This is a genomic window from Heyndrickxia sp. FSL W8-0496 (assembly GCF_038007825.1).
Classification (GTDB): Bacteria; Bacillota; Bacilli; order Bacillales; family Bacillaceae_C; genus Heyndrickxia; species Heyndrickxia oleronia.
Window position 1 is genome coordinate 2,911,452 of record NZ_JBBOXX010000001.1, and the last position, 22,864, is coordinate 2,934,315.

Sequence of the window (22,864 nt, forward strand, 5' to 3'; positions counted from 1 at the left end):
CTTATTTTTAACATTTATAACGAGGAAAATTGAAAAAATTTGAGTTATTTATAACTTCTCTAGTTCTTCTTCAAAGTAAAAAGTAGCTGGATACTCCTTTACAATATATGAGTATCTTTTCATATTACTTATATATTTTGACTTTAAAATGGTGACCCGCTCATCAGTTTCGATTATTTTAGCTAAATCATTCTTTTTAAACTTACTATTATCTTTCATATTAACAGCCTCCTCACATTATTATACCATACTTCTACGATTCCTTTTGACTGGAAATATCACTTTGATTTACCAGTGCAATATGTTATGCTTATTTAAAGTGAGGTGTCCATTTTGGCCATTTATAAAGCAAAAAAAAGTAAACTTCATACACTTTTAAAGAAAAACAACATGGATTTGGATGTGTTAGAGCAAAAAACGAAAATCCCTAAAATTCAGCTCGAACAATTCCTAACAAAAAAAGTGATGAACTTGAATTCGGCAATGACTATCTCTAAGGAATTGAATTGTCAGATAGAAGACTTATATGAGTGGAAAACAGAAGATTAATTAATACAGTCAATTATTAACAAATGCCCTGCTTTTGGAAAGCTGGGTATTTGTTTTGAAAAAACTGAAATAACTACATATTTAATGATACTTCAAAAGTGACGAGAATGTAACAAATTTTCACAAATAACATACTAGTCCCCATACGGCTAGTATGAATGATAACTGATTTAAATTTACTCGAGGTATTTGGCTCATTTAGTTTACATAATAAAATTATCATCCATTAGCGTTTGGCCATTAACATACAGTAGATAATATTAAAGGCATCTCTTATATATGAGACATCTTTTTTCCATGCAATTATTGATACATTTGATCACTACTTACGGCAATAGGATTTTGATTTTGAGTCATATATTGTTGAATTTGTGAATGATCCTCCGGAATAACTTGATGCATCGCTCCTATTTTACCAATTACTGCGGGATCTGCTGTTTCTAAAGGATAATAGCCTTTTTTAACCATATATTGCCACATATCATACGCATGAGAACAACTCATCATAAATGCAGTTTGACAGAATGAACGAACTTCTGGATTTGCCATTTCCATTGCTGACCAGGCATATTCACGACCTGCTCGATTTAAAGTTAGTAAATTCGCAGTGGTCATTTCTCGATCATTCATATTTTCAATCATAGTTCGTGGTTGTATAGGAGGATACTAATTCATATTTGAGTTAGTAAAATCCTGAAGTTTTCCGTTCTCCTTTAATAAAGGTAATTCCTTAGTGGCACCGGTCCCATTATGAAGAAATTCTACCTTCATATTATAGTCTCTTACATGTAATGGAAAATGAGTTTCTAATATAGTTTTAAACTCTTGACATTGAACATGTTCCAACATATACGCCATGTTTTAGTAATGGAATTCACACAACTCAACGTTAATTCATTTAAATCGTTTAATTCATGTGCAGCAAGTTTCATAAACTTCCTCCTATTTTTTCAAGTTATTCATCCTAATCATGGCGAATAATTTATTTCTTATGTAAAAAATGCCCACATTAGTCAAAATAACAAATGAGGGCTTTTTGCTTAGTAATATTACACTTTTTTACTTTGAAACAATATCTATGATGAGACATTTAAAGATGTCCATTCAACTTTTTGTACAGGACGAAATCCTGATGTCTGGTTAAAATTCAAATGGTGCTCAAAAGCTTTTATGGAATTTGAATAATCTAGGAGGTCAAGGTTTAAGCTCTGTAAACTATGTTTATCAATCTTGACTGATAGGATGATGAACTTCTCTATACGTCCAGTTGTAGTATTACGCTGTTCATCCATTGCATGGATACAGATAGTCTTTAGAGGAAGTAGTGAAAACATGTCTCTTGCAATTCTTAGTGTGCAGTTAAAGACATAGTCTTGAAGAATTTGAAAGTATTGTTCCTTAGGCATTTGTTCCTTAGATAAATCCCCATTTTTTGTTAATGATAATACCTCTTTTGGTAAAACCGAATCACTATTAACATCAAAATTGACTTCCATTTCATGTGAATTTTGAATCATAAATTCGAATCCACTTCCGAGTCCACTGATATCTTCTAATGGTGCAAATTCATGAATAACGTCAAAGTAAGAATCTACATTCCCCTTCATTACATTCTCAGCAGTATTAATCATCCTTTTCCAGCTTTGATAGTCCCGTAAATCATTTTCCCTAGCTAGTTTAATTTGATTTTGAAGGTTTTCCCTCTTTTTTTCATCTTTATTGAAAAGCTTCGCAAAAAGATTTGGTTTATAGTGATATGCATTTTCCTGTGCTATTTTTTCCATTGGACCAGTTTTACCCATTTCAAAAGGCTCAGGAATACTTTTCACCTTTACCCAATCAATCGGTCTAACAGCTTCTTTTGGTATAGATTGAATCATTTCTAATTTATGTTCAAAGTACTCAACTTCTAATCGATTTCTCTCCAATTCCTGGAGATTATTCTGTTCACGTAATTGACGTGTAATGTCCAACATTTTATTATAAGCTGGACTATACATTTCCCTTTTATTAAAAATTAAGCCAGTAGAAGAGATTTCTGTTCCTGGAACATCTTCAGTTCGTCCTTGCACACTTGAATGAACACGATAACGTAACCCTGTTTCACTAACATTTGCTCCACTTGCCTCATTAGTAACATTTAATCTAATACCTGGAGCAATTTTCAAACTTTTCCTATATCCTTGTCCCATGACATCACCCCTTTTCATAGTATTTTTAGTTAATTATTAAACTTTCATGTATTTCATTCATGTAAATTTATCAAATAGTTTTTTGGAAATAGTGAACAGCCATAATAAATAGTTTAAAAATATTTCACTTTTTAAAAACTGTTTGCAGAACCATTAAAAACCCCACTTATTATTTTAACATTATTCAGATAAAATTACATTTTTCGCGATTGCAGCTTTTCCGATCATACTGAAGATGAATACCCTAGCTGTAAATTCACCTGATTTGGCAGGATATTTTAAAAGAAGAATAGAATTCATACTTAGTATTTTATGCTAAAGGAGAATTTATATGATTTATCAAAAAGGCGAAATACTAGTCCGAAGACTAAGTGAAAATGATAAACATTTACTAATAAAATGGCTATCGGACCCAATGGTACTACAATTTTACGAGGGACGGGATCGACCACATGATTTAGAAATGGTAGATAAACATTTTTATGATCGGAAGAGTCAAGATGTAATTGGGTGCATTATAGAACATCGAGGAATTCCAATCGGATATATTCAGTATTATGCACTAGACGTTGAGACAAAAATTAAATACGGGTATGCAGTTGGATCTGAAATTATTTATGGCACTGACCAATTTATAGGAGAGGTAAATTATTGGAACAAAGGCCTAGGAAAGCTCATTGTAAGTTCAATGATTGATTATTTAACTACTCAGAAAAAGGCGATGAGAGTAGTGATGGATCCCCAAACCTGGAATAAACGTGCGATAGCCTGTTATGAAAAATGCGATTTAAGGAAAGTAAAACTATTACCAAAACATGAGCTACATGAAGGGGAATACAGGGATGCCTGGCTAATGGAATATACGCATCCTAAGGAGACGGATACTCTTTGAAACCAAAAATCAATGTTATAAATAATGATAGAGGAACATTATAAATACTTCTTTGAATTGAGACAGTTATATGGAGAAGGTTTAGACTTGAATTTGGGGGAAGTCTATAATTAAGAAGGATTTTGATATAGATAGAACGAGAGTGATAGGGAAAATATATCCTCAGTATTGAGGTTGGAACACATTTTGTGAGAATATTGCAGATAATCTGTCTCAGGGACGGCGATGGATACACATTATGCGAGAATATTGCAGATAATCTGTCTCAAGGATGGGGATTGGAACACATTTTGCGAAATATTGAAGAGAATGTGTGTCTAGTATGTATTTGGGAACAAATAAATAAGAGTTAATTCCCATGGTACAGAAAATGGTCTAATTATCTTTACTTTTATAGACAACATTTTCGAGGAAGCTTGTAATTTTTATGGAAGTATTACAGGTGGTCATCGACAACTGTTAACTTTATGGCTGATACAAATAAAGGAGCACTGCAATTGAGGAGATAGTTTACAGGAAAGAGCAATATTCTACCTCGCTACAAAAAAATGTACAAAACTTATAAAACCCAGCTTTCACAAAAAATAGGGAAAGAGGATGAATGGAGCATAGCATCATCCCCAAACTTCATCTAATGTCTCTCTAAATAAGTGATTTAATTTGTCCGTTGGGTCAACCACCTTACTATTTAAAGTGTGAGCAAAATCAGTTAAATGAGCCATTTCCTTTTTTAAATAATGGTAAAGCATATCGTTTCTGAGTTCCTGGTCGCTTTCATCGCCATGTTGCTTTCTTTCAAGCAATTGATTAATAGTTGTTTTGATTTCATCCTCTTGAATCATTTGTTCAAGCAACACAGCAAATTCTATTGGTGGGAAAGTGTTGTATGTTTCAATCCATTTACATGCTAAAACAGGGCGAAGTACATAAAAATATTTTTTAATTTTCACATAATCTTTCTCCATAAAATTGTGAAAGTTTCGTTTACCCATATTTAAATAATGGTACATGGAAGCGGTAGGAACAAAAACTTGACTTGATAGATTTTTCATTTTCTCAATTGTTGAATAAGCTTGATAATAAACAATACTAGAATTCAACCACTCAAGAAGCGAAGGATTTGATTTTCGAAAAAGCCTTAAAGCTTTTGTTAATTCCCATCCATTCATATCAAGTAAATCATTAATAGGTAATTCTATTACATCCCGTTTCTGGTCGATAGATAAATACCAATCTTTTGAATGAATATAAATGAACCGAACATCATAATCACTGTCCTTAGAAGGAACCCCCCATGCACGACTACCAGATTCACATGCATATAATATCTTCACTCGATAGGTTTCTTCAATTTTCATTATTTCTTCACTAATTCTTTTTCTCATAAAATCCCCCCTTATATTTGTCATTACTTATTAAAATAAATGATTCTGATGAATACTTTTTTTCGTATAGTTGTTGCTTTTGTAAAAGCCCAACTACCGGCTTTTACTTCCAATTAAGGATTCTAGCGGTTCTTATGGAGATTGCAACTTTTTTCTCAGTAAAATGAAACGTGTAGCGATCCTCAGTTGATATTTATTAGTGATAACTTTACTAAATAGCAACAAGGTTTGAGAAAAGAGCCTTAATTTAAAACACAGTAACATCTTCAATTATGCTATAAACGGATTTTTAATTTGAATGGATCGAACAAAATCATTTAACTGTACGTATAGTCGATTTACGATCTCCACATCAATAATAGGACTATCTTTACTCATTCGATCAATTTGGCTATCTAAAATATATATCCCATGCGTTGGCTTTCCTTTTAAACTATTGATTAGTGGTTTTAGTGCATATTCTATTGCTAAAAGATGGGCACCTGTTCCTCCTACCATTAATGGAAATACAGGTGTTCCTTTTAATGCACCCTCTGGTAATAAATCAATGAGTGACTTTAAAGCTCCTGTATAGGAAGCTTTATATACTGGAGAGCCAATTAGAACTCCATCTGCTTCCTCCATCACTTCTGTAAATTTTTTTATTTCTATACTGTTATAATACTCCTTTATTAAGTTTACCGGTGAAAAATCTAAAACAGATAAAAATGTTATAGAAAAACCTTCGCTTTCAAGTATAGTTTGTATATGTCGAAGAACTACTTCGATTTTTGACTTTTCTTGAGGACTCCCACAAAGAATGACAATTTTATTCATAAGTTATCCCTTCCTTTAGAGCTTTAATGAAAAATTAGCAATAAAAAAGTCCTCCATTCAAAAGAAAAGAGGACTTTACTGTTCATGTGATCTCTCTTATCTCTCAAGACTATGCTTGCTGGAATTAGCACCTTTCTACTTCATGTAGAGGTTGCTGAAGCGTCAACGGACCAGTCCCTCGGCTTCTCTTGATAAGAATTATTTCATTGTGAATATCATATATACAAAGGATAAATTTGTCAAGAATTATTCCAAGTATTTTTATAGGTTATAATAGTATTAATCAATCACTCATTTGAAACTTTTTTATACCTACATACGTAAATAAAAGTACAAATTAACAAATTGGGGGAGCTTTCATGTTACAGGACATAGCAAAACAAGCAGAAAAATTCGTCTCTTCTTTCGATGCCTTAACAAATGCTATTAGTTGGGGTATCGATAAACGAATTTGAATGAGTATTGCTTCACAGTTTATGATATCTGGCAAGGAACTAGAACCTAAAGAATTTCTAAACGTATCTGATTTTCTAAAAAAAGACATAAAGTGGTATTCAGGTATAAATCAGGAGATGAGATATACATTAGCATCTTTATTAATTAATCAATTTCCCGATCCGATTCAGGCATTCAGTGATTTAAAAGAATGTTATAATGCTCTAACTAAAAAAGGATTTCACTAGGGACCATATACTTATTTAGCTGCATATACATTATTATCTCACCCAATGGAAGGGATGGATAGAAGTGATCAAGCAGGTCTAGCGATGGAGCTATATAAGGCGATGAAAAGCAAACATTTCTTTCTTACATCGAATGATGATTATCCCTTAGCCGTATTACTTACCAATATAAACTGTTCTATTGAACATCAAATGGAAAACATTGAATTTTTCTATCACTATTTAGGAGAACGAGTATTCTGCAAAGGAAATGATTTGTAATTTTTATCCCATATTCTTACTTATGGAGAAAATAATAATCGTGAAAGATTAGCAGAAAACAGCGTAAATCTATAAGAGCAATTCCGAAAGCATCACTTAAAAATTAAAGGAATTCATTTTTCCACCATTGGTGTACTGGCTTTATTAGACGAGCCTGAAAAATACATTTCTGAAATCATTTCGATTGATTTAATTCTAAATGAAAAAAACTATTCCGTTGGTATAAAGAGATGAGCTTACTATTCTCTATTCAAATGCTAGTGAAGGATAAAATCCAAGACAAAGATCTTCTTTCCATAGGAACAGCAACTAATATTCAAGCAATTATACTAGCGCAACAAGCTGCTTCGATTGCAGCAATTTCTGCTGCTACTGCAGCCGCCTCATCTTCGACTAGCAATTGATTATTTACAAATATCCAAAATCGAGTATTGGTAACCATACTCGATTTTGGATATACGAAACTATTGATTGAAGTGAATATTGTTTTTAAGTAGTATAAAAAATAGTTGGCCTCATCTCAGATTAAGGTTCCCTGAATCCAAATAACCCCATAAAAATTGGTGATAATGCTATACTTACAAAGAAAAGAAATATAATGGTTATGCCTATATATTTGAAAGGACCTCTTTCCTTCTTTTTCATTCCTATTATTCCATATCCAATGCTTAAAAACATTGAAACTAAACTACCAAAAATGATTATTGCTATTATCATTTTTTCACTAAAAGTCGGGTTATCAAATATTCGATAACTAATAATATATAACATAATTCCCAGGATGCTAAAAATGGTCGACCAAATACTTTTATTCTCAAACACCCAATCACCTCCCTATTTTGACGATTTTTCAAGTATGCTATCAAATCGTTAATAGCTATGAATGATGGAACTATATTTCATGTAAATATAAGCCTTTAGAGAATAAGAAGTCTTCCGCTTTTTTTAACCTTTTACCGTGGTATTTAACAAACAGTTCATAGCGTCTCAACAACCATTTAAATGACCGATCCCTTATATGTGAATCATCTGATCCTTCGATTAAAGGTATCATTTTTGTAAAAGAATCAAAGCTTAGTAATGCCTCAAATAATTCTAAATCCTTTATTTTCTTTCCTGTAATCTTTTTATACCCATCTAACATCGGTTCTTTAAAATCAATGCCGAACCAGGTGTAGCCCATTATAAGAGAATTCGCTAAATCAAAACGATAATCAGCAATTTTAGCTTTTTCCCAATCCAAAACAACTGCTTTTTTATTATTATCCAGTATGACATTCAAAAAATGATAGTCACCATGATTGAGAACTTCTCTATATTCAATGGTTGTAAATTGTTCCGTAAGTTTATTCAATAATTTCTTATATTCCTGATCTGAAAACTGCTTTACTCTATTTCTTAAATTTGTAAGGTACACATTTAGATAATTATCCTGCCTCAAATTAATCTTTAACAAATCATCTCGAAAAAATTTAATATCAATAGAATGAATATAACCTAGAACTTCACCAAATTGTCTATATTGAAAATTTGATAAAAGGAACTGATCAAATGTTACGCCCTGTATTTTTTCCATTAAAATAATGTTCTGTTCATCATCTTCATAATAAACGCATGGAACATTTACAAATTTTTTTAGAGCTTCACTTTTTAAAACCGAAAGTTCTTTCCTATATGTGGAGTTGTAATTAGGTTCAGAAGTATATTTCTTTAGTACGACGTCCTCGGAAAAATGCTCATCACCTCTCATGTAGCAAAGATGGAATATTGCTATATTGTTATTAAATCCAGTATTGTTTATCGCAACATTACTTATCACAATATCCTGCTTGCTTCCACTATGTTTTTCAATCATTTGTATTATCATTTTTCTAATATCATTATTTCTCACTATTCCCACCTATTTTCTAATATATATGAATCCATCATCTCATTTCTCATCATTTTTTACTGTCATTATAGAATACTGGATTTCAGTTGTCTTTCTTGAATAAAAGCACTTCAATTTTAATAGAAAATAAACTAATATAAAATTATGAGTTTTTATAATTTTTAATAAGTATAGATATTACTTAGTGTACCATATTGAAAAAGCTAGGGGATATTATCATGAACAAAGGGTTATTGATGTCACATTGTGTATTTCCGACACCAGATATTTTAAGAACTGCAAAGTTTTACGAACAAAAGCTTGGCTTTCAAGCCGTTCATTATTTGGATACGGTGGAGCCTCACATACGTTTATATCGTGATGCCACCGAGATCATTTTTAACTAAGTCAAATGGGCAAGCAGTAGTACCGAATCGAAAACTGTACGGTTATGGGTACGATGCTTATTTTATTACAGAAAACCAAACACAGCTTCAACAAGAATTTAATGATTTAAATGTAAAAATCATTCGACCACTAATAGATACTGATTACAATAATAAAGAATTTGTTATAGAAGATATTGATGGAAGATGGCTTGCCTTTGGAATTAAAACTCAAAAAAGTTTATGATATGCAAAATTTTGGAGGTTAAAAATGGGCTTAACCATAAAGCAAAAAGAAGAAGTTAATGAAGAACAATTAAAAGAATTGATCTTTCTATGTCATGAAGATATTGCTCTACTTAATTTGTTAAAAAGTACAAGGCTAATTCTTACCGTTTCTGCGAATGTAAATAATCAATTGGTCGGGATTTTAATTGTTTGGACCAGTTCATTCCATCCTTTTTGTATGTATTTTAGAATTTTATCACACCCATTTTATCGTGGATGGAATATTGAGCACAAATTACTACCCGAGCTAAAAACACTAAATATAAGTACATATCCTTTTCAAACCTCGATTTGGGAAACAGCTATACATTTAAAAACATTATTTGAAACAAATGATTTTTACGAAATTAGAAGAACCTATATGCCAAAGATCAATGTTCAGGAAATTAAGAAATTAGCCCCTTTTAATGTTAAGAAAGACATGCTTAATATTACAACATTGCACGAATTAATAAAAAATCGCGAACTAATGGATAAATTATTACACTTAGTAAGATTCATATATGAACAAACCCATATAAGTAATCCAGTCGCCAAAATGGACCGCGATGAATGGGAAAACATACTTTTAAATGATGATGTTATTCTAGATGGAAGCTATATTTGTCTTAGCTGGGACTCTAAGGATATACTAGCCTATTCTTTTTTACATGAATCTAACAAAGATACTAGCTTGGAGCTAGGTTGGTGCGGTTGTAAAAATAAGCAGGATAAGAAATTACTTCAAACACTTGTTTTAAAACAGGTAGTCTTTGCAGCTGAACAAGGTTTTCAATTTATTGAGGGAGAGTTTGATACGACCGATGAATATGCGATGGAGCTATTAAATTCTTTTCCCTTTGAACCTTCTCCGACTTGGATTACTTATCAATCAGCAACTCAATAACTTGAAAAGAGAGGAAAAACATTTGTCATATCCCCCCATTTTTTCAGTTAGTGTCTAAACATTCATGAAAAAATTCGATTGTTCTTTTCCATGAGTCTAGACTAGCAGAGGCAGTTGCTTTTTTATTTCCTTGACTATAGTAAACATATGGTATTCCTATTGAATGTCCAGCGCCTTCATAGATAAGGTGTTTATAGTTATAAGAAGTTTCGTAGCTTTTTAATCTATCTATCGCCTTCTTTGAGTATCTGTAAGTAAAATCTTCTTTTCCAGAGACTAATAGAATATTTCCATTTATTTTTTCAACCGGAATCACTGCTTTTTCAACAACCTCAGGATCGGAACAAAGGGCATTGTACCATTTTTCTAAAGGATCTCCCACACCTTTCTGCCTCATTTCGATACATTCAAGTGCTACACTTATAGGATTCTTTGGTGAAGCATATGGGATTGGAATTCCTTTATACGTCCATGCCGGAGGAAGTTCCTCATCCTTACTCCATGGCACTATACCACTGAATGAGATAGCAGAACCATTTAATGATACAACTGCCTTAATCTCCTGAAAGAAACTCGCAGTCAAAAGTGCTAATTCACTCCCTTTAGAAGTTCCATGAATACCGATCCAATTAGGAATGGCTTCTGGTCGAGACTTTATCCAGTCTATAGCCGATTTCATGTATTCCAGTGGAATCCTCACTACCTGCTTAGGTAAATCCTCCATACCAAAATATGCTAGAGCGAATACTGTAAAACCATGGGAGGATAATAGAGCTGGGAGATATTCATTGATCCCTCCCTCTGAACCTCCTAACACAATAATAGCCGGCAAAGGAGTTCGATCGTTCATGCAAAACAAAGTGCCTACAAGCCCATTTTCTCTTATTTCATGACGAGCAATATGGTCCGATTTCCACAGCCTTGTTATCTTAATTTCGTGAACAATTGTCTGATTAATTTCTAGATAAAATGTAAAAATTTGTGGCGCTAAGGGATCTACATTATACTCGTTGTTGAAACTTAACTCCTCTATTTTCGTCAATTCAAGTGACCAAAAGAGACCCATCCCATCAACGCCTGAGTAACTACCGCTTATTGGTTCCTGACTATCGAGTTCTACTTTTCCACTTCGATCAACAATAAATATTGCATATGATTCTAGTTCAAGCTTTATTAATCCAGTTGCAATCCTTTTTGCTTTAATTGTCACTTTCTCTCCAGGCTTCACATCTTGAATCGTTATTTTTACAGGTGAGTCGATTAATGAAATTGATTCACTTACAGCTATTCGCGGTTTATTTTTATTCATAAGTGACATAAAATCATTTACCTCATTTATAATATTTTAAGTTCAACTTGTTGGATAAATTATTTGAATAGTATTCTATCTAATACAGTTTGATTTTCATGTCCATCTATTATGGTTGGTAAATCCTCATCTAATGTATTCAATGTAATATATTCATATACCATTTCTATAAAAGGATAAAATGCCGGATAATATGCACTTGCTTCATTTGATAAATGTGAAGGTATTTTCTCATCCGTTTGAATAATTACCTGTTTTAATTCTTCATTTACTTTTCCAAAAAATAGATTATTATCATTTGATAACCTAATGGTACCCAAGTTTCCATATATTTTTAACTCTGATCCAAACCCATGATTTATTCCCGATAATAGCTGCAGGGAAAAACTCGTATGATTTTTCAACTTTCCATGTAGAAAAAAAGCATCATCTGCATCCCTCATTTCTCCACCCCCTTCGGGAACATGGGTAAATAAATAACTATTCATCGTTTCAATTTCATCATTTGTTAGCCATTTCATACAGTCAATCATATGGTTGCCTAAAGCACCTAGCATACCTCCAAATTTATTTCTTTCACCCATCCAGCCTTTTTTCATTGACCGAAGATTCTGATATTCAGGACTGGAAATATGGTAGTCAAAGTGATGAATCTTTCCAATGCAACCATTCTGAATAATTTTTTTGACCTTCTGACGTATGGGGAGGTATCTCCATTCAAAGTCAACGAATACTTTTATATTATAATAGTTAGATAATGTCAACAATTGTTTCGATTCCTCACTATTTATCATAAATGGTTTTTCACATACAACATGAATACCTTTTTTTATTGCATATTTTACCATTTAAAATGATGAATCGGAATTGAACTAACGAATAAAAGATCAATCTCCTTCTGATCTACCATCTCCCTCCAATTATGATAATGGGCTGGTCTATGCTCTCCACTCATTAATTCATTTGGTATTTGATGACGTTTCATTGTGCTAATAGAAGAAACCTTCATTTTTGGATGACAATGAATAATAGGAGCTTGAACCCTTAATCCAAAGCCACCTCCGATTATTGCAACCCTTAAGTCCTTCCTGGCTTTCTCTTGGACCATCGTAATCAACCCGCTTTTTTTATTTAAATAATTTAGATTTAATCAAAATAAATAGGTTCATTCGGATTATGCAAATGTCTAAATGCTACCTTTATTTGACTTTCCGTATTTCTATCTATTGATAACGGAGGCAGGTTATTCTCTGCAAAAAAATCTATATCACTAGTTTCTATTCCTGTTTTTGGATTACCACCAGTAATTTCACATTGGATAAAAAGCTTATACGTATGATGAAGTGATGGTGGATGTGGATGACATTTCTTATCAAACACACCGATCATTTTTATTGCTCGTACATCATATCCACATTCTTCTTCTACTTCCTTTACTACAACTTCACTTGGGGTTAAACCAATATCTGCCCAACCCCCTGGTAGTGCCCATTTCCCATCAGTCTTTTCCCTAACCATTAGTATTTTGTCCTCTTTAAAAATTACCGCGCGAATATCTACCTTAGGTGTAGCATATCCAGATTCATTTACAAATACATTCTTTATCACTGATTCTTCTATATCCGTGTATTGTGAGACAATTTCAATACTCAACTTTTTAATCATTTCGAATCTCTCTAAGTCATATACGTCTTTTGAGTAGGTAAGTCCAGCCTGGGAAATGGATTGGAGTTGCTTTGCCCATTTTAGCCATTTAGGTTCCAACATTATCACCACCATGTAATGTTTCATATTATACAAGTTAGCTAAATTCCATTTCTATCAAATGAAAGAATGATAGATTTCACCAATTATCCTTTTCATTTGACGTATTCCTATATTAGTATTTATAAGGATAAGAAATCGCCATACATTGATACCTATCCCCAATATATCTTTGTAATTAACCTGTTTATTCAGTTTATTGACTTTTCTTTAATACCTATTGTAGCTTTTTTGAGGATTTTTGGATATATACTCCACTTTCAATAACCCATATAGATCTACATCTTCATATTTATTTAACAAAAATCTATTTTGCTTTAATGTGCCTTCTTTTTGTAATCCTGATTTCTCTAATACTTTTTTTGATGCCTTATTTTTTGATAATACAGACGCACATACTTTATTTACGTTTAATTCGTTAAATCCAAAGTCAATCATTTTACTAACGAATTCAGTAGCAAAACCATTCCCCCAATAATCAGTACCTATCCAGTATCCAAGTTCACCTTTATTGTTCTTCTTATCTATTATTAAAGTGACCGTACCTATTATTTCATTCCATTGTTTATGAACTACCTTTAAAGGGGATTCAGTACCCATAGCTATTACATCTGGCTGCGTAAGTATCCATTCTTGTGCATGTTCTAACTTATATGGATATGGAAGACACAGGATATTAGCTAAAATTTCGTCATTTGCTAATTCTTTTATTCTATATGCAGCATCATTTTTAAATGGCTGTATGTTTAATCGCTCTGTTTCAAATTTAACTGCATATTGCATCTACCTACAATAAATTGAACACTAACCACTACCCTCAAATTGATCCGATTCCACCTAAATCACACTATTTTTAATTCAAGTGAAAATATCTTTTCTATTCGTTTCATGGCCGCTTCCGAACATCCGATATTCAAAAAATGATGTTTAAGCTTTTCCTTCGCATCCTCACGTTCCCAATGATCTTGTACAAGTCCATTTTTCTTCATCCAATAATCAATCGTTTCAAAGGAGGTGCTGCTCCATCCATTCTTTTCACCATTTATATTTTGTTTTTCTTTAGTACCGGAAATACCAATATCTAAAGTTCCTTGTAATTCAACTAATGCTTGATCAAATAATTTCTTTTTTTCCTTTTCTTTCATATCTGATTTTTGTCTTAATAATCTTGTATCGATACCTTCCTCTTGTTCAATTATATTGTAGAGATTGTAGGCTTCCTTAGAGAAATATCCGTCTTTATATCTTTCATTTACGGTGTATTTCGAGCCAAGGATTGCCCTTACTACAGGAAACCACTCACGAGAAATGAATACATTTTTCTTTTTTATAAACTTTCCATATGCTGCAACCCCGTCAGCAGAAAATTTAGTTCGCCAAATCCATGGGTCAAAATCAGTATCTGAATGCCAACTTTCCTTTTGTGTCATGCTACTAAGCGAAGGATAATCTGGTATTAAAGGAGCTAAAGGCAAAATTCCAATCTCCTCTATTATATGAACTGCCTCATCATAGGTCTTAATTTTATATTCTTTCATCTCCAACTACCTCCAGATCTCTAATTTTATAAAATTCCAAAAATAAAACTACTTAATATATATTTTCAATTAAAATGTGTAATAAATTTATCATAGGAGGTCATTATGAAAAAGTTTGTACCCTTATTTATAATATTACTTTTTCTTTTTTCATCGATGGCACATGCTTTATCGTGGGCATACCCTTTTGTTGTCTGGAAAGGTAAAGTCTATGAAGTTAAACATGAGGATTCAATCAATAAAAATAAGTTGGGCAGAAACATAGGAAAAGTGAAAACGCAGCCTAATGATATGACTGGTAAATATTTAGGGATTGCTTCAAATTATTTTCCTATTGGTACTAAATATTATGAAATTAATGGTATTTCCCCGACCTCTGCAATTGCAGTTGAAATTAACAAACAAGAATGGATAAAGGCTGTATATGTTAACAGAGCACCTTTTCACGTAATGAATGTATTTTCTATCCCTAAATTATGTATTGGCCCAATTGTTATAATTGTAATTGTCATAATTATTAAAAGGAGACAGTCAAAAAAGAATAATTAAAAAACTGTTTTCGGAAAGTATGTTGTTTGTGTAAAAGTTCCAATGGTTCTTATCAAGTTTACAGTTCTTTCCTCTGTGCAATAAAGAGGTTTACAATACGATCTTCAACACCTTGGTTATAAATGCTCAAAATTATAACAAAATTAATTGTTGTTCTCTCCACTCTTTTAACTATTTATTCTTCTGCTTTGAAACTTGCATACCTCCGATGATAAGCATGATAACCCCAATTACTGCTAGAATAATCCGAACTAAGAATGGACTCAATGAAAACACCGTTTCACCTTGCCAGTGCAATCCGAACAACCTTTCATTCAGCCCCACAATCGCCAATAATGGCTTAAGAAACAAACTCAGCGCTAATAATACTATCCCCCAAATAATATTACTATTCATTGATTCAATACCTCTTTTCCAATTAAATTAAATGAAGATGAGTTCGCAATAAAACCGTCTATCATTGCCTTCTAGAATTTTATCCGATATTGTCAATGTTTGCTTGATAATATCCACAACAGGTCCATATAAATAATATGTTTATGTTTGTAATGACATTATTTTCTATATATTCGAACTAGATATCTACAATTAATACACTTAGCAATAATGTTAAGTCACAGAAAACAATCATTACTTTTTCCCTTTAAATACTTCTTGCTAAGTATACCAACCAATTGTTTTTATCATTTTTTTCAAATTGAATTTTGTAGCCATTATAGGTATATTGTAAAATAGTTTTTGCATGAACATCTTTCGGTTTACCCATTTTTTTTAGTATTTCATCCCTAGTGGTTGCTATTGATATTGAGAAAGAAAATTTGTATTGAACTTGTTCTTCTTCTATATTTTCTGTGATCATAATTCTCTGACCATTTTTAATATAAATATAGTCTTGAAGATCTTGATGATCGATTGCTTCATCTGGTTTACCCCACACTTTTTCAATATCAGCCATTGTGGACACTTTACTTAAATCTAGTGGAGTATCGAGGATCTTTCCTTGCTTTAACCCATCTACCATTTTATTATTTAATACAAAGCCGCTCTTCTTAGAAGAACTTGGCTCTTCTTTTTTTTCCATAGGTTTAGAGGAACAAGCTCCTAGTAATAAGTTAGTTAGACATAACAGTACAATAAATTTAGCTAATTTCATCTTAAATCTTCCCCTTTTTAGCATCGCTTATCATGATTTACCAATTAAGAGATAACTAATGAAATAAAGCAAACATGTAACTCCAGCTATTGCAAAAACGCTAGGTGTCAAGACTAAATATAAACTAATTGGTAGTGACCATAAAAATGATATGCATAACAAAAATGGTTTAGACAATAGAAAAGCAAAAATGGCTAAACAAGCAGGAAGAAATAACATCAAAAAAGTAATGATCAATAGGCCAAATTCACTGTGATTAGTATAAGGATTAAAAAAATTCAATATAAGCCATAATAATATATTTAAAATTGCAGCAATTACTCCTATATATTTTAAAGCTTTGATTATTTCAATCACCTTCTACTAAAATTTTATGCTAAATCCATTGAAGCAATGGGTGCCTGTTCCAAATTTAATGAGGTCATTTTCTCGAAGAAATTGAACCGCCTTCTTTACTTCAAATAAAATAGTTGCTTCAAGTCCCAAAGTATTATGTGAACCAAAAACTCTAGTCACATTTGGAATTTCTGATATTTTATCTAATGAGTTAACTAAATCGACGGGATTGGTAGAAGGATAAAAAGCATAAATTGGCGTTTGATCATAGAGTAGATCTCCTGTAAATAAATAACCATTGGTTTCATCAAAAATGGCTAGATGCCCTGGAGAATGTCCAGGAGTATGATAAATCACTAATTTTCGATTACCTAACTCAATAATATCACCATCATCCAATATACCTGTCGGCTCTCCTTGGTACGGTTGATATGTATCAGGATCAAACGTTATTGGTATCGGAATTGTAATATCTCTACACAACTCTCTTCTTATTTGATCAATGGTTAAGTCTTGGATTCCATTTATTAACCAATCCTTATCATCTTTATGAACATAAATTCTCTCATATTCCCCATGGCTTCCAGTATGATCTGCATGGACATGAGTAGTAACAACATCAATAGGTAAAACAGTCAGTTGATCTGTCACTCTTTTTATTTGATCAATTCCAAGTCCAGTATCAATTAATACTGCTTTTTTTTGACCCAATAAAAGAAATGAGTGTACTTTTTCCCAGTGCCCATATTCACTAATGGCAAACGTGCATTCATCTATTTGTTGAACGGTAAGCCAAGCATCTTTAATCATCTTATCCTCCAAAATTTTCATATTACCCTTATATCTTACTTCTTCAAAGGTTGAAAAATATCCTCTACATTATAGGAATAAAAAACCAACGATATTTCCTTGATAATTGTTTAAAAAAAAGATGCACCGGATTGAACTGCCCCGTGAATGTTAGACACCAAACTAACATTTGCGGGGTGTTTTTATGTCCAAATTTACATTCGAAAAGAAATTAGAAATGGTTCAAAGATATTTAAATAATAAGGGAGGTTATAAGTCCCCGGTAAAAAATACGGAATTTCGCATAATCTCATTAAAAAATGGGTTCTACAGTATCAATATAATGGTGAGGAAGGGCTTATTAAAAGCTATACAAACTATACAGTTCAGTTTAAACTAGACGTACTTAATTATTTGAACGAACAAGGGACGTCTCTGTATGAAACAGCAGCCATTTTCAATATTTCAGCACCTAGTAATATTTTGGATTGGAAGCTGAAACTTGAAACGAAAGGATTAGATGCCCTTAAATCGAAGAAAAAGGGGCGTCAATCCATGAAAAAAGAGACAAAGAAATCTACTCAACCAGTAGAGGGATCATTAGTGGCCTTACAGGCAGAAAACGAACGATTACGAATGGAGAATGCCTACTTAAAAAAGTTGAATACTTTAGTTCAAATGCAGGAAAAATTACAAACAAAATCAAAGCGCAAGTAATTTTCGAACTAAAGGATGAGTATGAGGTTGTGGATTTAGTTGAAGTCACTGACATTCCACGCAGCACGTATTATTATTGGGAAAAACGGTTAAATCAACCTGATAAATATGAGAAATTAAAAGAAGCTATCAACGAGATCTATCATGAACATAAAGGTCGTTATGGGTATCGTCGTATAACGAAAGAGCTAAAAAAAAGAGGGTTTCAACACGATCCCAAAACCATCAATCGGTTAATGAATGAAATCGGTTTAAAATGCTTGGTACCATGAAGAAGTACCGTTCTTATAAAGGAAATGTAGGCAAAATCGCTCCAAACCTTTTAAATCGCAATTTCTCGGCCGAGAAAATGAATCAAAAATGGGTAACCGACGTTACAGAATTCCACCTATTTGGTGAGAAACGTTACCTCTCTCCAGTACTGGATTTGTGTAATGGCGAAATAATAGCGTATACCGTCATGAAACGTCCGGTTTACAAATTGGTGGGCGATATGTTAGACCAAGCGATTGAATATCTTCAGCCAGGAGACCAAGTAACTCTTCATTCAGATCAAGGTTGGCATTATCAAATGAAACAGTATCAAAAAACATTAGAACAGCACCAAATTACACAGAGCATGTCCCGAAAGGGTAACTGTTTGGATAACGCAGTTATGGAAAATTTCTTTGGCTTATTAAAGTCCGAACTCCTTTATCTACAGGAATTTGACAGTATTGAACACTTTGAACGGGAATTAGCGGACTATATTTACTATTACAATCACAAACGAATGAAGGAAAAATTAAAAGACCTGAGTCCGGTGGAGTACCGAACTCAAGTCTTAAAAGTTGCATAAAAATATTTGTCTAACTTTAATGGGTCAGATCAGATTGGTACATCTATTTTATTATTTATTCAATTATGCCGCTTCCTTATATTCAATTTTCAACCCTTTTTTCTTTTTTACTGGTGATAAGCTTCGTTCTAACCAACCCATGATAAGGTCAGCACCAACAGCCATTAAAGCTGTTGGAATTGCACCTGCTAAAATGATTGATGAGCCATTCGTAACATTGGTTCCTCTAACAATAATATCACCAAGGCCCCCTGCACCAACAAAGGTTCCAATAGTTGCAATTCCAATGGCAATGACCAATGCTGTACGAAGACCAGCCATGATTACTGATAAGGCTAAAGGTATTTCTACCATTCTTAGTACCTGAAATTTCGTCATTCCCATTGCCTTACCTGATTCTAATAAAAAATTATCTACATTGGTAATACCAGTATAAGTATTTTTAAGAATTGGTAAGAGTGAATAGAGAAACAAGGATAGAACCACAGTATTTGTCCCTAGCCCCATAACTAACATTAATACTGATAGCATGGCTAGAGCTGGGATGGTTTGAATAATATTAGCTAGTGAAATGACCCATGAACTTAGTTTACGATATCGTGCGATGATTATGCCAAGTGGAATAGCTACAACCGCTGCAAATAATACTCCATAGGCAGACATAAGAAAGTGGCGATAAAATTGTTCCCAAACATAGCTGCCATTATGAACATAGTAGTCTAAAACACCTTGTAAAGTATTCAATCTTAGCACCCCCTCATTCTTCAAAGTAATTATTTTCTTCTAAAAACTTTTTTGCTACAACTGATGGCTCTTTCATTTTGCCATCACTTTCATAGTTTAATTCCTGCATTTTTTCTGTACTTATTTTCCCAACTAATTTTTGCAAAATACCTTTTAGTTCGGGATGAGCTTTCAATACTTTGTTACTAGCAACTGGTGAAGCATCATATGGAGGAAAGAAATGTTTATCATCTTCAAGTACTTTTAGTTTATACGCACTGATCCGTCCATCTGTTGTATAAGCTAGAACAACGTCCATTTTCCCATTTTGTACTGCTTTATAGACTAAACCAATCTGCATGGGATACGTATGTCCAAATTCAAACCCATATTCCTTCACAAATCCCTCATAACCGTCACCTTTTCTTTTTAGCCATGAATTATCGACACCTAAGCTCAAATCATTCACTAATGGCTTCAAATCTGATACTTTTTCAATATGATTTTTTTCAGCGAAGTCTTTTGTGATGGTAAACGCATAAGAATTAGCAAATCCATATGAATCAAACCATGTTTGGTCAAATTTTTGATTAAATTCCTTTTGCACAATTTTTAATGCCTCTTTCGGGTCTTTGACAGGATCCATTCCTAATGAGCCAGGAAGGTCTGTTCCCGTATAGCGAACCGAGGATATATCAATATCATGATTCACCATTGCTTTATGCATAACAATCGAAGATCCTAGATTATTAACTAGTTCTACATTTAAATCTGTATAATGTTCAATCATTAATTTTTCCATAAAACCTAATATTTGTGATTCTGTTGTATTATGCATGCCAATCGTTATCGATTGATCCGAAGATGCACTTAAGCCTGGTAAGGAGCATCCACTTATGATCAATGAGATTGACAAAACGAACACAACTATCCAATTTCGTTTTCTTCCCATTCTCCATACCCCTTTCTATGCAGCTTCCTTCAGGTTTCGAATTCCTTTTGGCGTTGCCCAATTTTCTAATTTACCTAAGAAAACATCTACTAATAGTGCAAGGATCGTAACTGGTACTGCACCTGCAATAATAAATTCAGTTTGGTAAAGATTCAAACCACTAAAAATATAATCCCCAAGACCACCCGCACCAATAAATGATGCAAGTGTTGCCCAGCCTATTAAATAAACCGTTGATAAACGTACACCTGCCATTATCACTGGAATGGCAAGAGGGAATTCTACATAGCGAATTCTTTCCCATCCAGTCATACCCATCCCACGACCAGCCTCCAATAGATTGGCCTTTATTCCTTTTACACCAATAAAGGTATTTCTTAAGATGGGTAGGACTGAATAGAAAAATAGAGCAATAATCGCTGGAACCTTTCCAACACCTAGTAAAGGAATAAAAAATGCTAAAATAGCGAGACTAGGAAAGGTTTGAACTACGCCGGCTATTCCCATTACGAAACCTGCTACCTTTGGCACTCTTGTTAAAGCAATACCAAGTGGTACAGCAACTATAATCCCAAGAAAAACGGCAATGATTGATATATAGAAATGCTGCCATGTTTTAAACAGTAATTCACTCCAGTTGCTACTTATAAAATGAATAATGCTATCCATCAAACTCCCTCCTATCCTACATGTTTTGAATGGATTTCTTCATCTGTTTCTCCCCAGATAGAATCATAGACAATATCGACCAGACTAGCTCTAGTTACGATTCCAACAAGTCGTTTCCGCTCATCTACAACCGGTACGTATTTCATTCCCCTTTTTAAAATTTTTCGAACCGTATCTCGCACTAATGTATCTTTTTGCACAGCTAAGGTTTCGGTTTCAAGTACATCAGCAACTAGATTCGTTTTTTTACGGTTTTGATCGATCATCTCTACATCTATATAACCTTTTAATAATTGATAACGATCAATGACTAAAAGAGAATCGACTCTGCGGTCTTTCATAATTTGAATAGCTTCGGATAATGACTTATCTTCCGTAATGGTTATTGGTTTCGAATTCATTATTTGCTCAACGGTTTGAATATTTGGCCGCGCTTGAAGTAAACGTTCCTTTCCAATGAATTCTTCAACAAAATCATTCGCAGGTTCACGTAATATTTCATCAGGAGACCCTACTTGGACTAATTTCCCATCACGCATAATAACAATCTGATCTGCCAATTTTAGTGCTTCGTCCATATCATGCGTAACGAAAACAATTGTTTTTCCTAATGATTTCTGTAATTTTTTGAATTCATCTTGCAATGAATCTCTTGTAATAGGATCCAATGCACCAAATGGTTCATCCATTAAGATTAATGGCTGGTCTGCAGCTAGAGCCCTTAGTACCCCGATTCTTTGCTGCTGTCCACCACTTAGTTCATGTGGATAGCGATCTAAATAATCTTCTGTCATATTTACAAGTTTGAGCAGTTCTTTTGCTCGATCACGGCGCTTTTCTTCCGGCCATTTTAATAGTTTTGGAATAAGTGATATATTTTGTTGAATGGTCATATGAGGGAATAAACCTATTTGTTGAATGACGTAACCAATTTCACGTCTAAGTTGTACGGGATCTTTTTCTAAAATATTTTTTCCATTAATATAAATACTTCCACTTGTTGGTTCTATTAAACGGTTAATCATTTTCATCGTCGTTGTTTTCCCACAACCACTTGGACCGATAAAAACGATAAATTCTCCTGATTTAAATTCAAGATTTAAATCATCTACCGCTTTTTTTCCTCCCTTATATATCTTTGTAACATGATCAAATTTTAACAAATCGATACACCTCCGTAATTTTACCAATGAAACAGTTGGAACAATTAACCATTTGGTATACTATGCAATTTTTTTCGTATATGTCACTATTTAAGTATAACGTAAAGTTTGTAAAATAAAAAGTTTATAGATTGCATATATTGCATCAATTTTACA

Annotated in this window: 27 protein-coding genes, 2 pseudogenes and 1 riboswitch; of the genes and pseudogenes, 9 read left to right on the forward strand and 20 right to left on the reverse strand. The window is 33.0% G+C overall.

Annotation, left to right across the window (positions count from 1 at the left end):
• Nucleotides 1-48 precede the first annotated feature (48 nt).
• Entirely contained in the window at nucleotides 49-219 is a 171-nt protein-coding gene (locus NST63_RS14745) for a hypothetical protein (RefSeq protein ID WP_341042743.1), read from the reverse strand.
• Nucleotides 220-333: 114 nt separating this feature from the next.
• Between NST63_RS14745 and NST63_RS14750 the strand changes: the two genes are divergently transcribed.
• Entirely contained in the window at nucleotides 334-549 is a 216-nt protein-coding gene (locus NST63_RS14750; protein WP_212941506.1) for a helix-turn-helix domain-containing protein, read from the forward strand.
• A 303-nt stretch (nucleotides 550-852) separates the two neighbouring features.
• Here NST63_RS14750 and NST63_RS14755 read toward each other — a convergent pair whose 3' ends face one another.
• Complete coding sequence (locus NST63_RS14755) at nucleotides 853-1,179, reverse strand: spore coat protein (protein ID WP_341042744.1); 327 nt, start codon at nucleotides 1,177-1,179, stop codon at nucleotides 853-855.
• Nucleotides 1,180-1,625: 446 nt separating this feature from the next.
• Nucleotides 1,626-2,741 (reverse strand): DUF4236 domain-containing protein, encoded by a 1,116-nt coding sequence (locus NST63_RS14760; protein WP_341042745.1) that lies wholly within the window; start codon nucleotides 2,739-2,741, stop codon nucleotides 1,626-1,628.
• Between the two features lie 331 nt (nucleotides 2,742-3,072).
• Between NST63_RS14760 and NST63_RS14765 the strand changes: the two genes are divergently transcribed.
• Entirely contained in the window at nucleotides 3,073-3,633 is a 561-nt protein-coding gene (locus tag NST63_RS14765; RefSeq protein ID WP_341042746.1) for a GNAT family N-acetyltransferase, read from the forward strand.
• A gap of 614 nt (nucleotides 3,634-4,247) precedes the next feature.
• Here the strand turns inward: NST63_RS14765 and NST63_RS14770 are convergent.
• Both NST63_RS14770 and ssuE read right to left on the reverse strand, forming a co-directional pair.
• Complete coding sequence (locus NST63_RS14770) at nucleotides 4,248-5,018, reverse strand: nucleotidyltransferase domain-containing protein (RefSeq protein WP_212941513.1); 771 nt, start codon at nucleotides 5,016-5,018, stop codon at nucleotides 4,248-4,250.
• A gap of 270 nt (nucleotides 5,019-5,288) precedes the next feature.
• The gene (gene ssuE / locus NST63_RS14775) at nucleotides 5,289-5,834 is read right to left on the reverse strand and encodes an NADPH-dependent FMN reductase (protein WP_341042747.1); all 546 of its coding nucleotides are present in this window, start codon (nucleotides 5,832-5,834) and stop codon (nucleotides 5,289-5,291) included.
• A gap of 93 nt (nucleotides 5,835-5,927) precedes the next feature.
• Nucleotides 5,928-6,032: riboswitch (SAM riboswitch) on the reverse strand.
• Nucleotides 6,033-6,289: 257 nt separating this feature from the next.
• Here ssuE and NST63_RS14780 point away from each other — a divergent pair.
• Nucleotides 6,290-6,778, forward strand: a pseudogene (locus tag NST63_RS14780) (DUF4003 family protein).
• A 230-nt stretch (nucleotides 6,779-7,008) separates the two neighbouring features.
• Nucleotides 7,009-7,182, forward strand: a complete 174-nt coding sequence (locus NST63_RS14785) for a hypothetical protein (protein ID WP_341042749.1) — start codon at nucleotides 7,009-7,011, stop codon at nucleotides 7,180-7,182.
• 121 nt (nucleotides 7,183-7,303) lie between these two features.
• On the opposite strand, the gene NST63_RS14790 is transcribed toward NST63_RS14785, so the two are convergent.
• Together NST63_RS14790 and NST63_RS14795 are read right to left on the reverse strand one after the other, a co-directional pair.
• Complete coding sequence (locus tag NST63_RS14790; RefSeq protein WP_341042751.1) at nucleotides 7,304-7,600, reverse strand: hypothetical protein; 297 nt, start codon at nucleotides 7,598-7,600, stop codon at nucleotides 7,304-7,306.
• 70 nt (nucleotides 7,601-7,670) lie between these two features.
• The gene (locus tag NST63_RS14795; RefSeq protein ID WP_341042753.1) at nucleotides 7,671-8,669 is read right to left on the reverse strand and encodes an aminoglycoside phosphotransferase family protein; all 999 of its coding nucleotides are present in this window, start codon (nucleotides 8,667-8,669) and stop codon (nucleotides 7,671-7,673) included.
• A gap of 218 nt (nucleotides 8,670-8,887) precedes the next feature.
• Between NST63_RS14795 and NST63_RS14800 the strand changes: the two genes are divergently transcribed.
• From NST63_RS14800 to NST63_RS14810, 3 genes are read left to right on the forward strand one after another with little or no spacing between them, the layout of a single operon-like run.
• Nucleotides 8,888-9,055: a VOC family protein gene (locus tag NST63_RS14800; RefSeq protein WP_341042755.1), complete on the forward strand. Its 168-nt coding sequence runs from the start codon at nucleotides 8,888-8,890 to the stop codon at nucleotides 9,053-9,055.
• The gene (locus NST63_RS14805; protein ID WP_341042756.1) at nucleotides 9,030-9,281 is read left to right on the forward strand and encodes a hypothetical protein; all 252 of its coding nucleotides are present in this window, start codon (nucleotides 9,030-9,032) and stop codon (nucleotides 9,279-9,281) included. Before NST63_RS14800 ends, NST63_RS14805 begins: the two co-directional genes overlap by 26 nt.
• A gap of 24 nt (nucleotides 9,282-9,305) precedes the next feature.
• Complete coding sequence (locus NST63_RS14810) at nucleotides 9,306-10,208, forward strand: hypothetical protein (RefSeq protein ID WP_341042758.1); 903 nt, start codon at nucleotides 9,306-9,308, stop codon at nucleotides 10,206-10,208.
• Between the two features lie 43 nt (nucleotides 10,209-10,251).
• On the opposite strand, the gene NST63_RS14815 is transcribed toward NST63_RS14810, so the two are convergent.
• The 6 genes from NST63_RS14815 to NST63_RS14840 form a co-directional block, all read right to left on the reverse strand.
• Entirely contained in the window at nucleotides 10,252-11,526 is a 1,275-nt protein-coding gene (locus tag NST63_RS14815; protein ID WP_212941535.1) for an acyl-CoA thioesterase/bile acid-CoA:amino acid N-acyltransferase family protein, read from the reverse strand.
• 50 nt (nucleotides 11,527-11,576) lie between these two features.
• Nucleotides 11,577-12,311, reverse strand: coding sequence for a Gfo/Idh/MocA family protein (locus NST63_RS14820; RefSeq protein WP_341042760.1), 735 nt, complete (start codon nucleotides 12,309-12,311; stop codon nucleotides 11,577-11,579).
• Nucleotides 12,312-12,358: 47 nt separating this feature from the next.
• Nucleotides 12,359-12,625 carry a Gfo/Idh/MocA family oxidoreductase gene (locus NST63_RS14825; protein ID WP_341042762.1) on the reverse strand — a complete coding sequence of 89 codons (267 nt, stop codon included), beginning with the start codon at nucleotides 12,623-12,625 and terminating at the stop codon, nucleotides 12,359-12,361.
• Nucleotides 12,626-12,663: 38 nt separating this feature from the next.
• Nucleotides 12,664-13,281 (reverse strand): NUDIX hydrolase, encoded by a 618-nt coding sequence (locus NST63_RS14830; RefSeq protein WP_212942684.1) that lies wholly within the window; start codon nucleotides 13,279-13,281, stop codon nucleotides 12,664-12,666.
• A 210-nt stretch (nucleotides 13,282-13,491) separates the two neighbouring features.
• Nucleotides 13,492-14,064 carry a GNAT family N-acetyltransferase gene (locus tag NST63_RS14835; protein WP_212941539.1) on the reverse strand — a complete coding sequence of 191 codons (573 nt, stop codon included), beginning with the start codon at nucleotides 14,062-14,064 and terminating at the stop codon, nucleotides 13,492-13,494.
• Between the two features lie 59 nt (nucleotides 14,065-14,123).
• Complete coding sequence (locus tag NST63_RS14840; RefSeq protein ID WP_212941541.1) at nucleotides 14,124-14,819, reverse strand: AlkZ-related protein; 696 nt, start codon at nucleotides 14,817-14,819, stop codon at nucleotides 14,124-14,126.
• Between the two features lie 105 nt (nucleotides 14,820-14,924).
• On the opposite strand from NST63_RS14840, the gene NST63_RS14845 reads away from it, so the two are divergent.
• A complete protein-coding gene (locus NST63_RS14845) occupies nucleotides 14,925-15,368 on the forward strand; it encodes a hypothetical protein (protein WP_341042763.1) in 444 nt (147 codons plus the stop codon).
• Between the two features lie 171 nt (nucleotides 15,369-15,539).
• Here the strand turns inward: NST63_RS14845 and NST63_RS14850 are convergent, their stop codons facing one another.
• The 3 genes from NST63_RS14850 to NST63_RS14860 form a co-directional block, all read right to left on the reverse strand.
• Nucleotides 15,540-15,764: a hypothetical protein gene (locus tag NST63_RS14850; protein ID WP_212941547.1), complete on the reverse strand. Its 225-nt coding sequence runs from the start codon at nucleotides 15,762-15,764 to the stop codon at nucleotides 15,540-15,542.
• Between the two features lie 247 nt (nucleotides 15,765-16,011).
• Nucleotides 16,012-16,521 carry a DUF4309 domain-containing protein gene (locus tag NST63_RS14855; RefSeq protein ID WP_212941549.1) on the reverse strand — a complete coding sequence of 170 codons (510 nt, stop codon included), beginning with the start codon at nucleotides 16,519-16,521 and terminating at the stop codon, nucleotides 16,012-16,014.
• A gap of 363 nt (nucleotides 16,522-16,884) precedes the next feature.
• Complete coding sequence (locus tag NST63_RS14860) at nucleotides 16,885-17,667, reverse strand: MBL fold metallo-hydrolase (RefSeq protein WP_341042764.1); 783 nt, start codon at nucleotides 17,665-17,667, stop codon at nucleotides 16,885-16,887.
• 184 nt (nucleotides 17,668-17,851) lie between these two features.
• On the opposite strand from NST63_RS14860, the pseudogene NST63_RS14865 reads away from it, so the two are divergent.
• Nucleotides 17,852-19,201 (forward strand): annotated as a pseudogene (locus NST63_RS14865) (IS3 family transposase).
• 63 nt (nucleotides 19,202-19,264) lie between these two features.
• On the opposite strand, the gene NST63_RS14870 reads toward NST63_RS14865, so the two are convergent.
• Genes NST63_RS14870 through NST63_RS14885 form a run of 4 tightly spaced genes read right to left on the reverse strand, consistent with a single transcriptional unit; the run spans nucleotide 19,265 to nucleotide 22,708 of the window.
• Complete coding sequence (locus NST63_RS14870) at nucleotides 19,265-19,945, reverse strand: ABC transporter permease (RefSeq protein WP_212941551.1); 681 nt, start codon at nucleotides 19,943-19,945, stop codon at nucleotides 19,265-19,267.
• A gap of 13 nt (nucleotides 19,946-19,958) precedes the next feature.
• Nucleotides 19,959-20,876 carry an osmoprotectant ABC transporter substrate-binding protein gene (locus NST63_RS14875; RefSeq protein WP_341042765.1) on the reverse strand — a complete coding sequence of 306 codons (918 nt, stop codon included), beginning with the start codon at nucleotides 20,874-20,876 and terminating at the stop codon, nucleotides 19,959-19,961.
• A gap of 15 nt (nucleotides 20,877-20,891) precedes the next feature.
• Entirely contained in the window at nucleotides 20,892-21,545 is a 654-nt protein-coding gene (locus NST63_RS14880; protein WP_341042766.1) for an ABC transporter permease, read from the reverse strand.
• 11 nt (nucleotides 21,546-21,556) lie between these two features.
• The gene (locus NST63_RS14885; protein ID WP_341042767.1) at nucleotides 21,557-22,708 is read right to left on the reverse strand and encodes a betaine/proline/choline family ABC transporter ATP-binding protein; all 1,152 of its coding nucleotides are present in this window, start codon (nucleotides 22,706-22,708) and stop codon (nucleotides 21,557-21,559) included.
• Between the last annotated feature and the right edge of the window lie 156 nt (nucleotides 22,709-22,864).

Coding starts and splice junctions, on each gene's coding strand:
- NST63_RS14785 (WP_341042749.1), top strand. CDS start 7,009: ATGAGCTTACTATTCTCTATTCAAATGCTAGTGAAGGATAAAATCCAA.
- NST63_RS14845 (WP_341042763.1), top strand. CDS start 14,925: ATGAAAAAGTTTGTACCCTTATTTATAATATTACTTTTTCTTTTTTCA.
- NST63_RS14815 (WP_212941535.1), bottom strand. CDS start 11,526: ATGTCACTTATGAATAAAAATAAACCGCGAATAGCTGTAAGTGAATCA.
- NST63_RS14765 (WP_341042746.1), top strand. CDS start 3,073: ATGATTTATCAAAAAGGCGAAATACTAGTCCGAAGACTAAGTGAAAAT.
- NST63_RS14800 (WP_341042755.1), top strand. CDS start 8,888: ATGAACAAAGGGTTATTGATGTCACATTGTGTATTTCCGACACCAGAT.
- NST63_RS14760 (WP_341042745.1), bottom strand. CDS start 2,741: ATGGGACAAGGATATAGGAAAAGTTTGAAAATTGCTCCAGGTATTAGA.
- NST63_RS14825 (WP_341042762.1), bottom strand. CDS start 12,625: ATGGTCCAAGAGAAAGCCAGGAAGGACTTAAGGGTTGCAATAATCGGA.
- NST63_RS14805 (WP_341042756.1), top strand. CDS start 9,030: ATGCCACCGAGATCATTTTTAACTAAGTCAAATGGGCAAGCAGTAGTA.
- NST63_RS14770 (WP_212941513.1), bottom strand. CDS start 5,018: ATGAGAAAAAGAATTAGTGAAGAAATAATGAAAATTGAAGAAACCTAT.
- ssuE (WP_341042747.1), bottom strand. CDS start 5,834: ATGAATAAAATTGTCATTCTTTGTGGGAGTCCTCAAGAAAAGTCAAAA.
- NST63_RS14860 (WP_341042764.1), bottom strand. CDS start 17,667: ATGATTAAAGATGCTTGGCTTACCGTTCAACAAATAGATGAATGCACG.
- NST63_RS14840 (WP_212941541.1), bottom strand. CDS start 14,819: ATGAAAGAATATAAAATTAAGACCTATGATGAGGCAGTTCATATAATA.
- NST63_RS14855 (WP_212941549.1), bottom strand. CDS start 16,521: ATGAAATTAGCTAAATTTATTGTACTGTTATGTCTAACTAACTTATTA.
- NST63_RS14820 (WP_341042760.1), bottom strand. CDS start 12,311: ATGATAAATAGTGAGGAATCGAAACAATTGTTGACATTATCTAACTAT.
- NST63_RS14880 (WP_341042766.1), bottom strand. CDS start 21,545: ATGGATAGCATTATTCATTTTATAAGTAGCAACTGGAGTGAATTACTG.
- NST63_RS14835 (WP_212941539.1), bottom strand. CDS start 14,064: ATGCAATATGCAGTTAAATTTGAAACAGAGCGATTAAACATACAGCCA.
- NST63_RS14875 (WP_341042765.1), bottom strand. CDS start 20,876: ATGGGAAGAAAACGAAATTGGATAGTTGTGTTCGTTTTGTCAATCTCA.
- NST63_RS14745 (WP_341042743.1), bottom strand. CDS start 219: ATGAAAGATAATAGTAAGTTTAAAAAGAATGATTTAGCTAAAATAATC.
- NST63_RS14755 (WP_341042744.1), bottom strand. CDS start 1,179: ATGAATGATCGAGAAATGACCACTGCGAATTTACTAACTTTAAATCGA.
- NST63_RS14810 (WP_341042758.1), top strand. CDS start 9,306: ATGGGCTTAACCATAAAGCAAAAAGAAGAAGTTAATGAAGAACAATTA.
- NST63_RS14850 (WP_212941547.1), bottom strand. CDS start 15,764: ATGAATAGTAATATTATTTGGGGGATAGTATTATTAGCGCTGAGTTTG.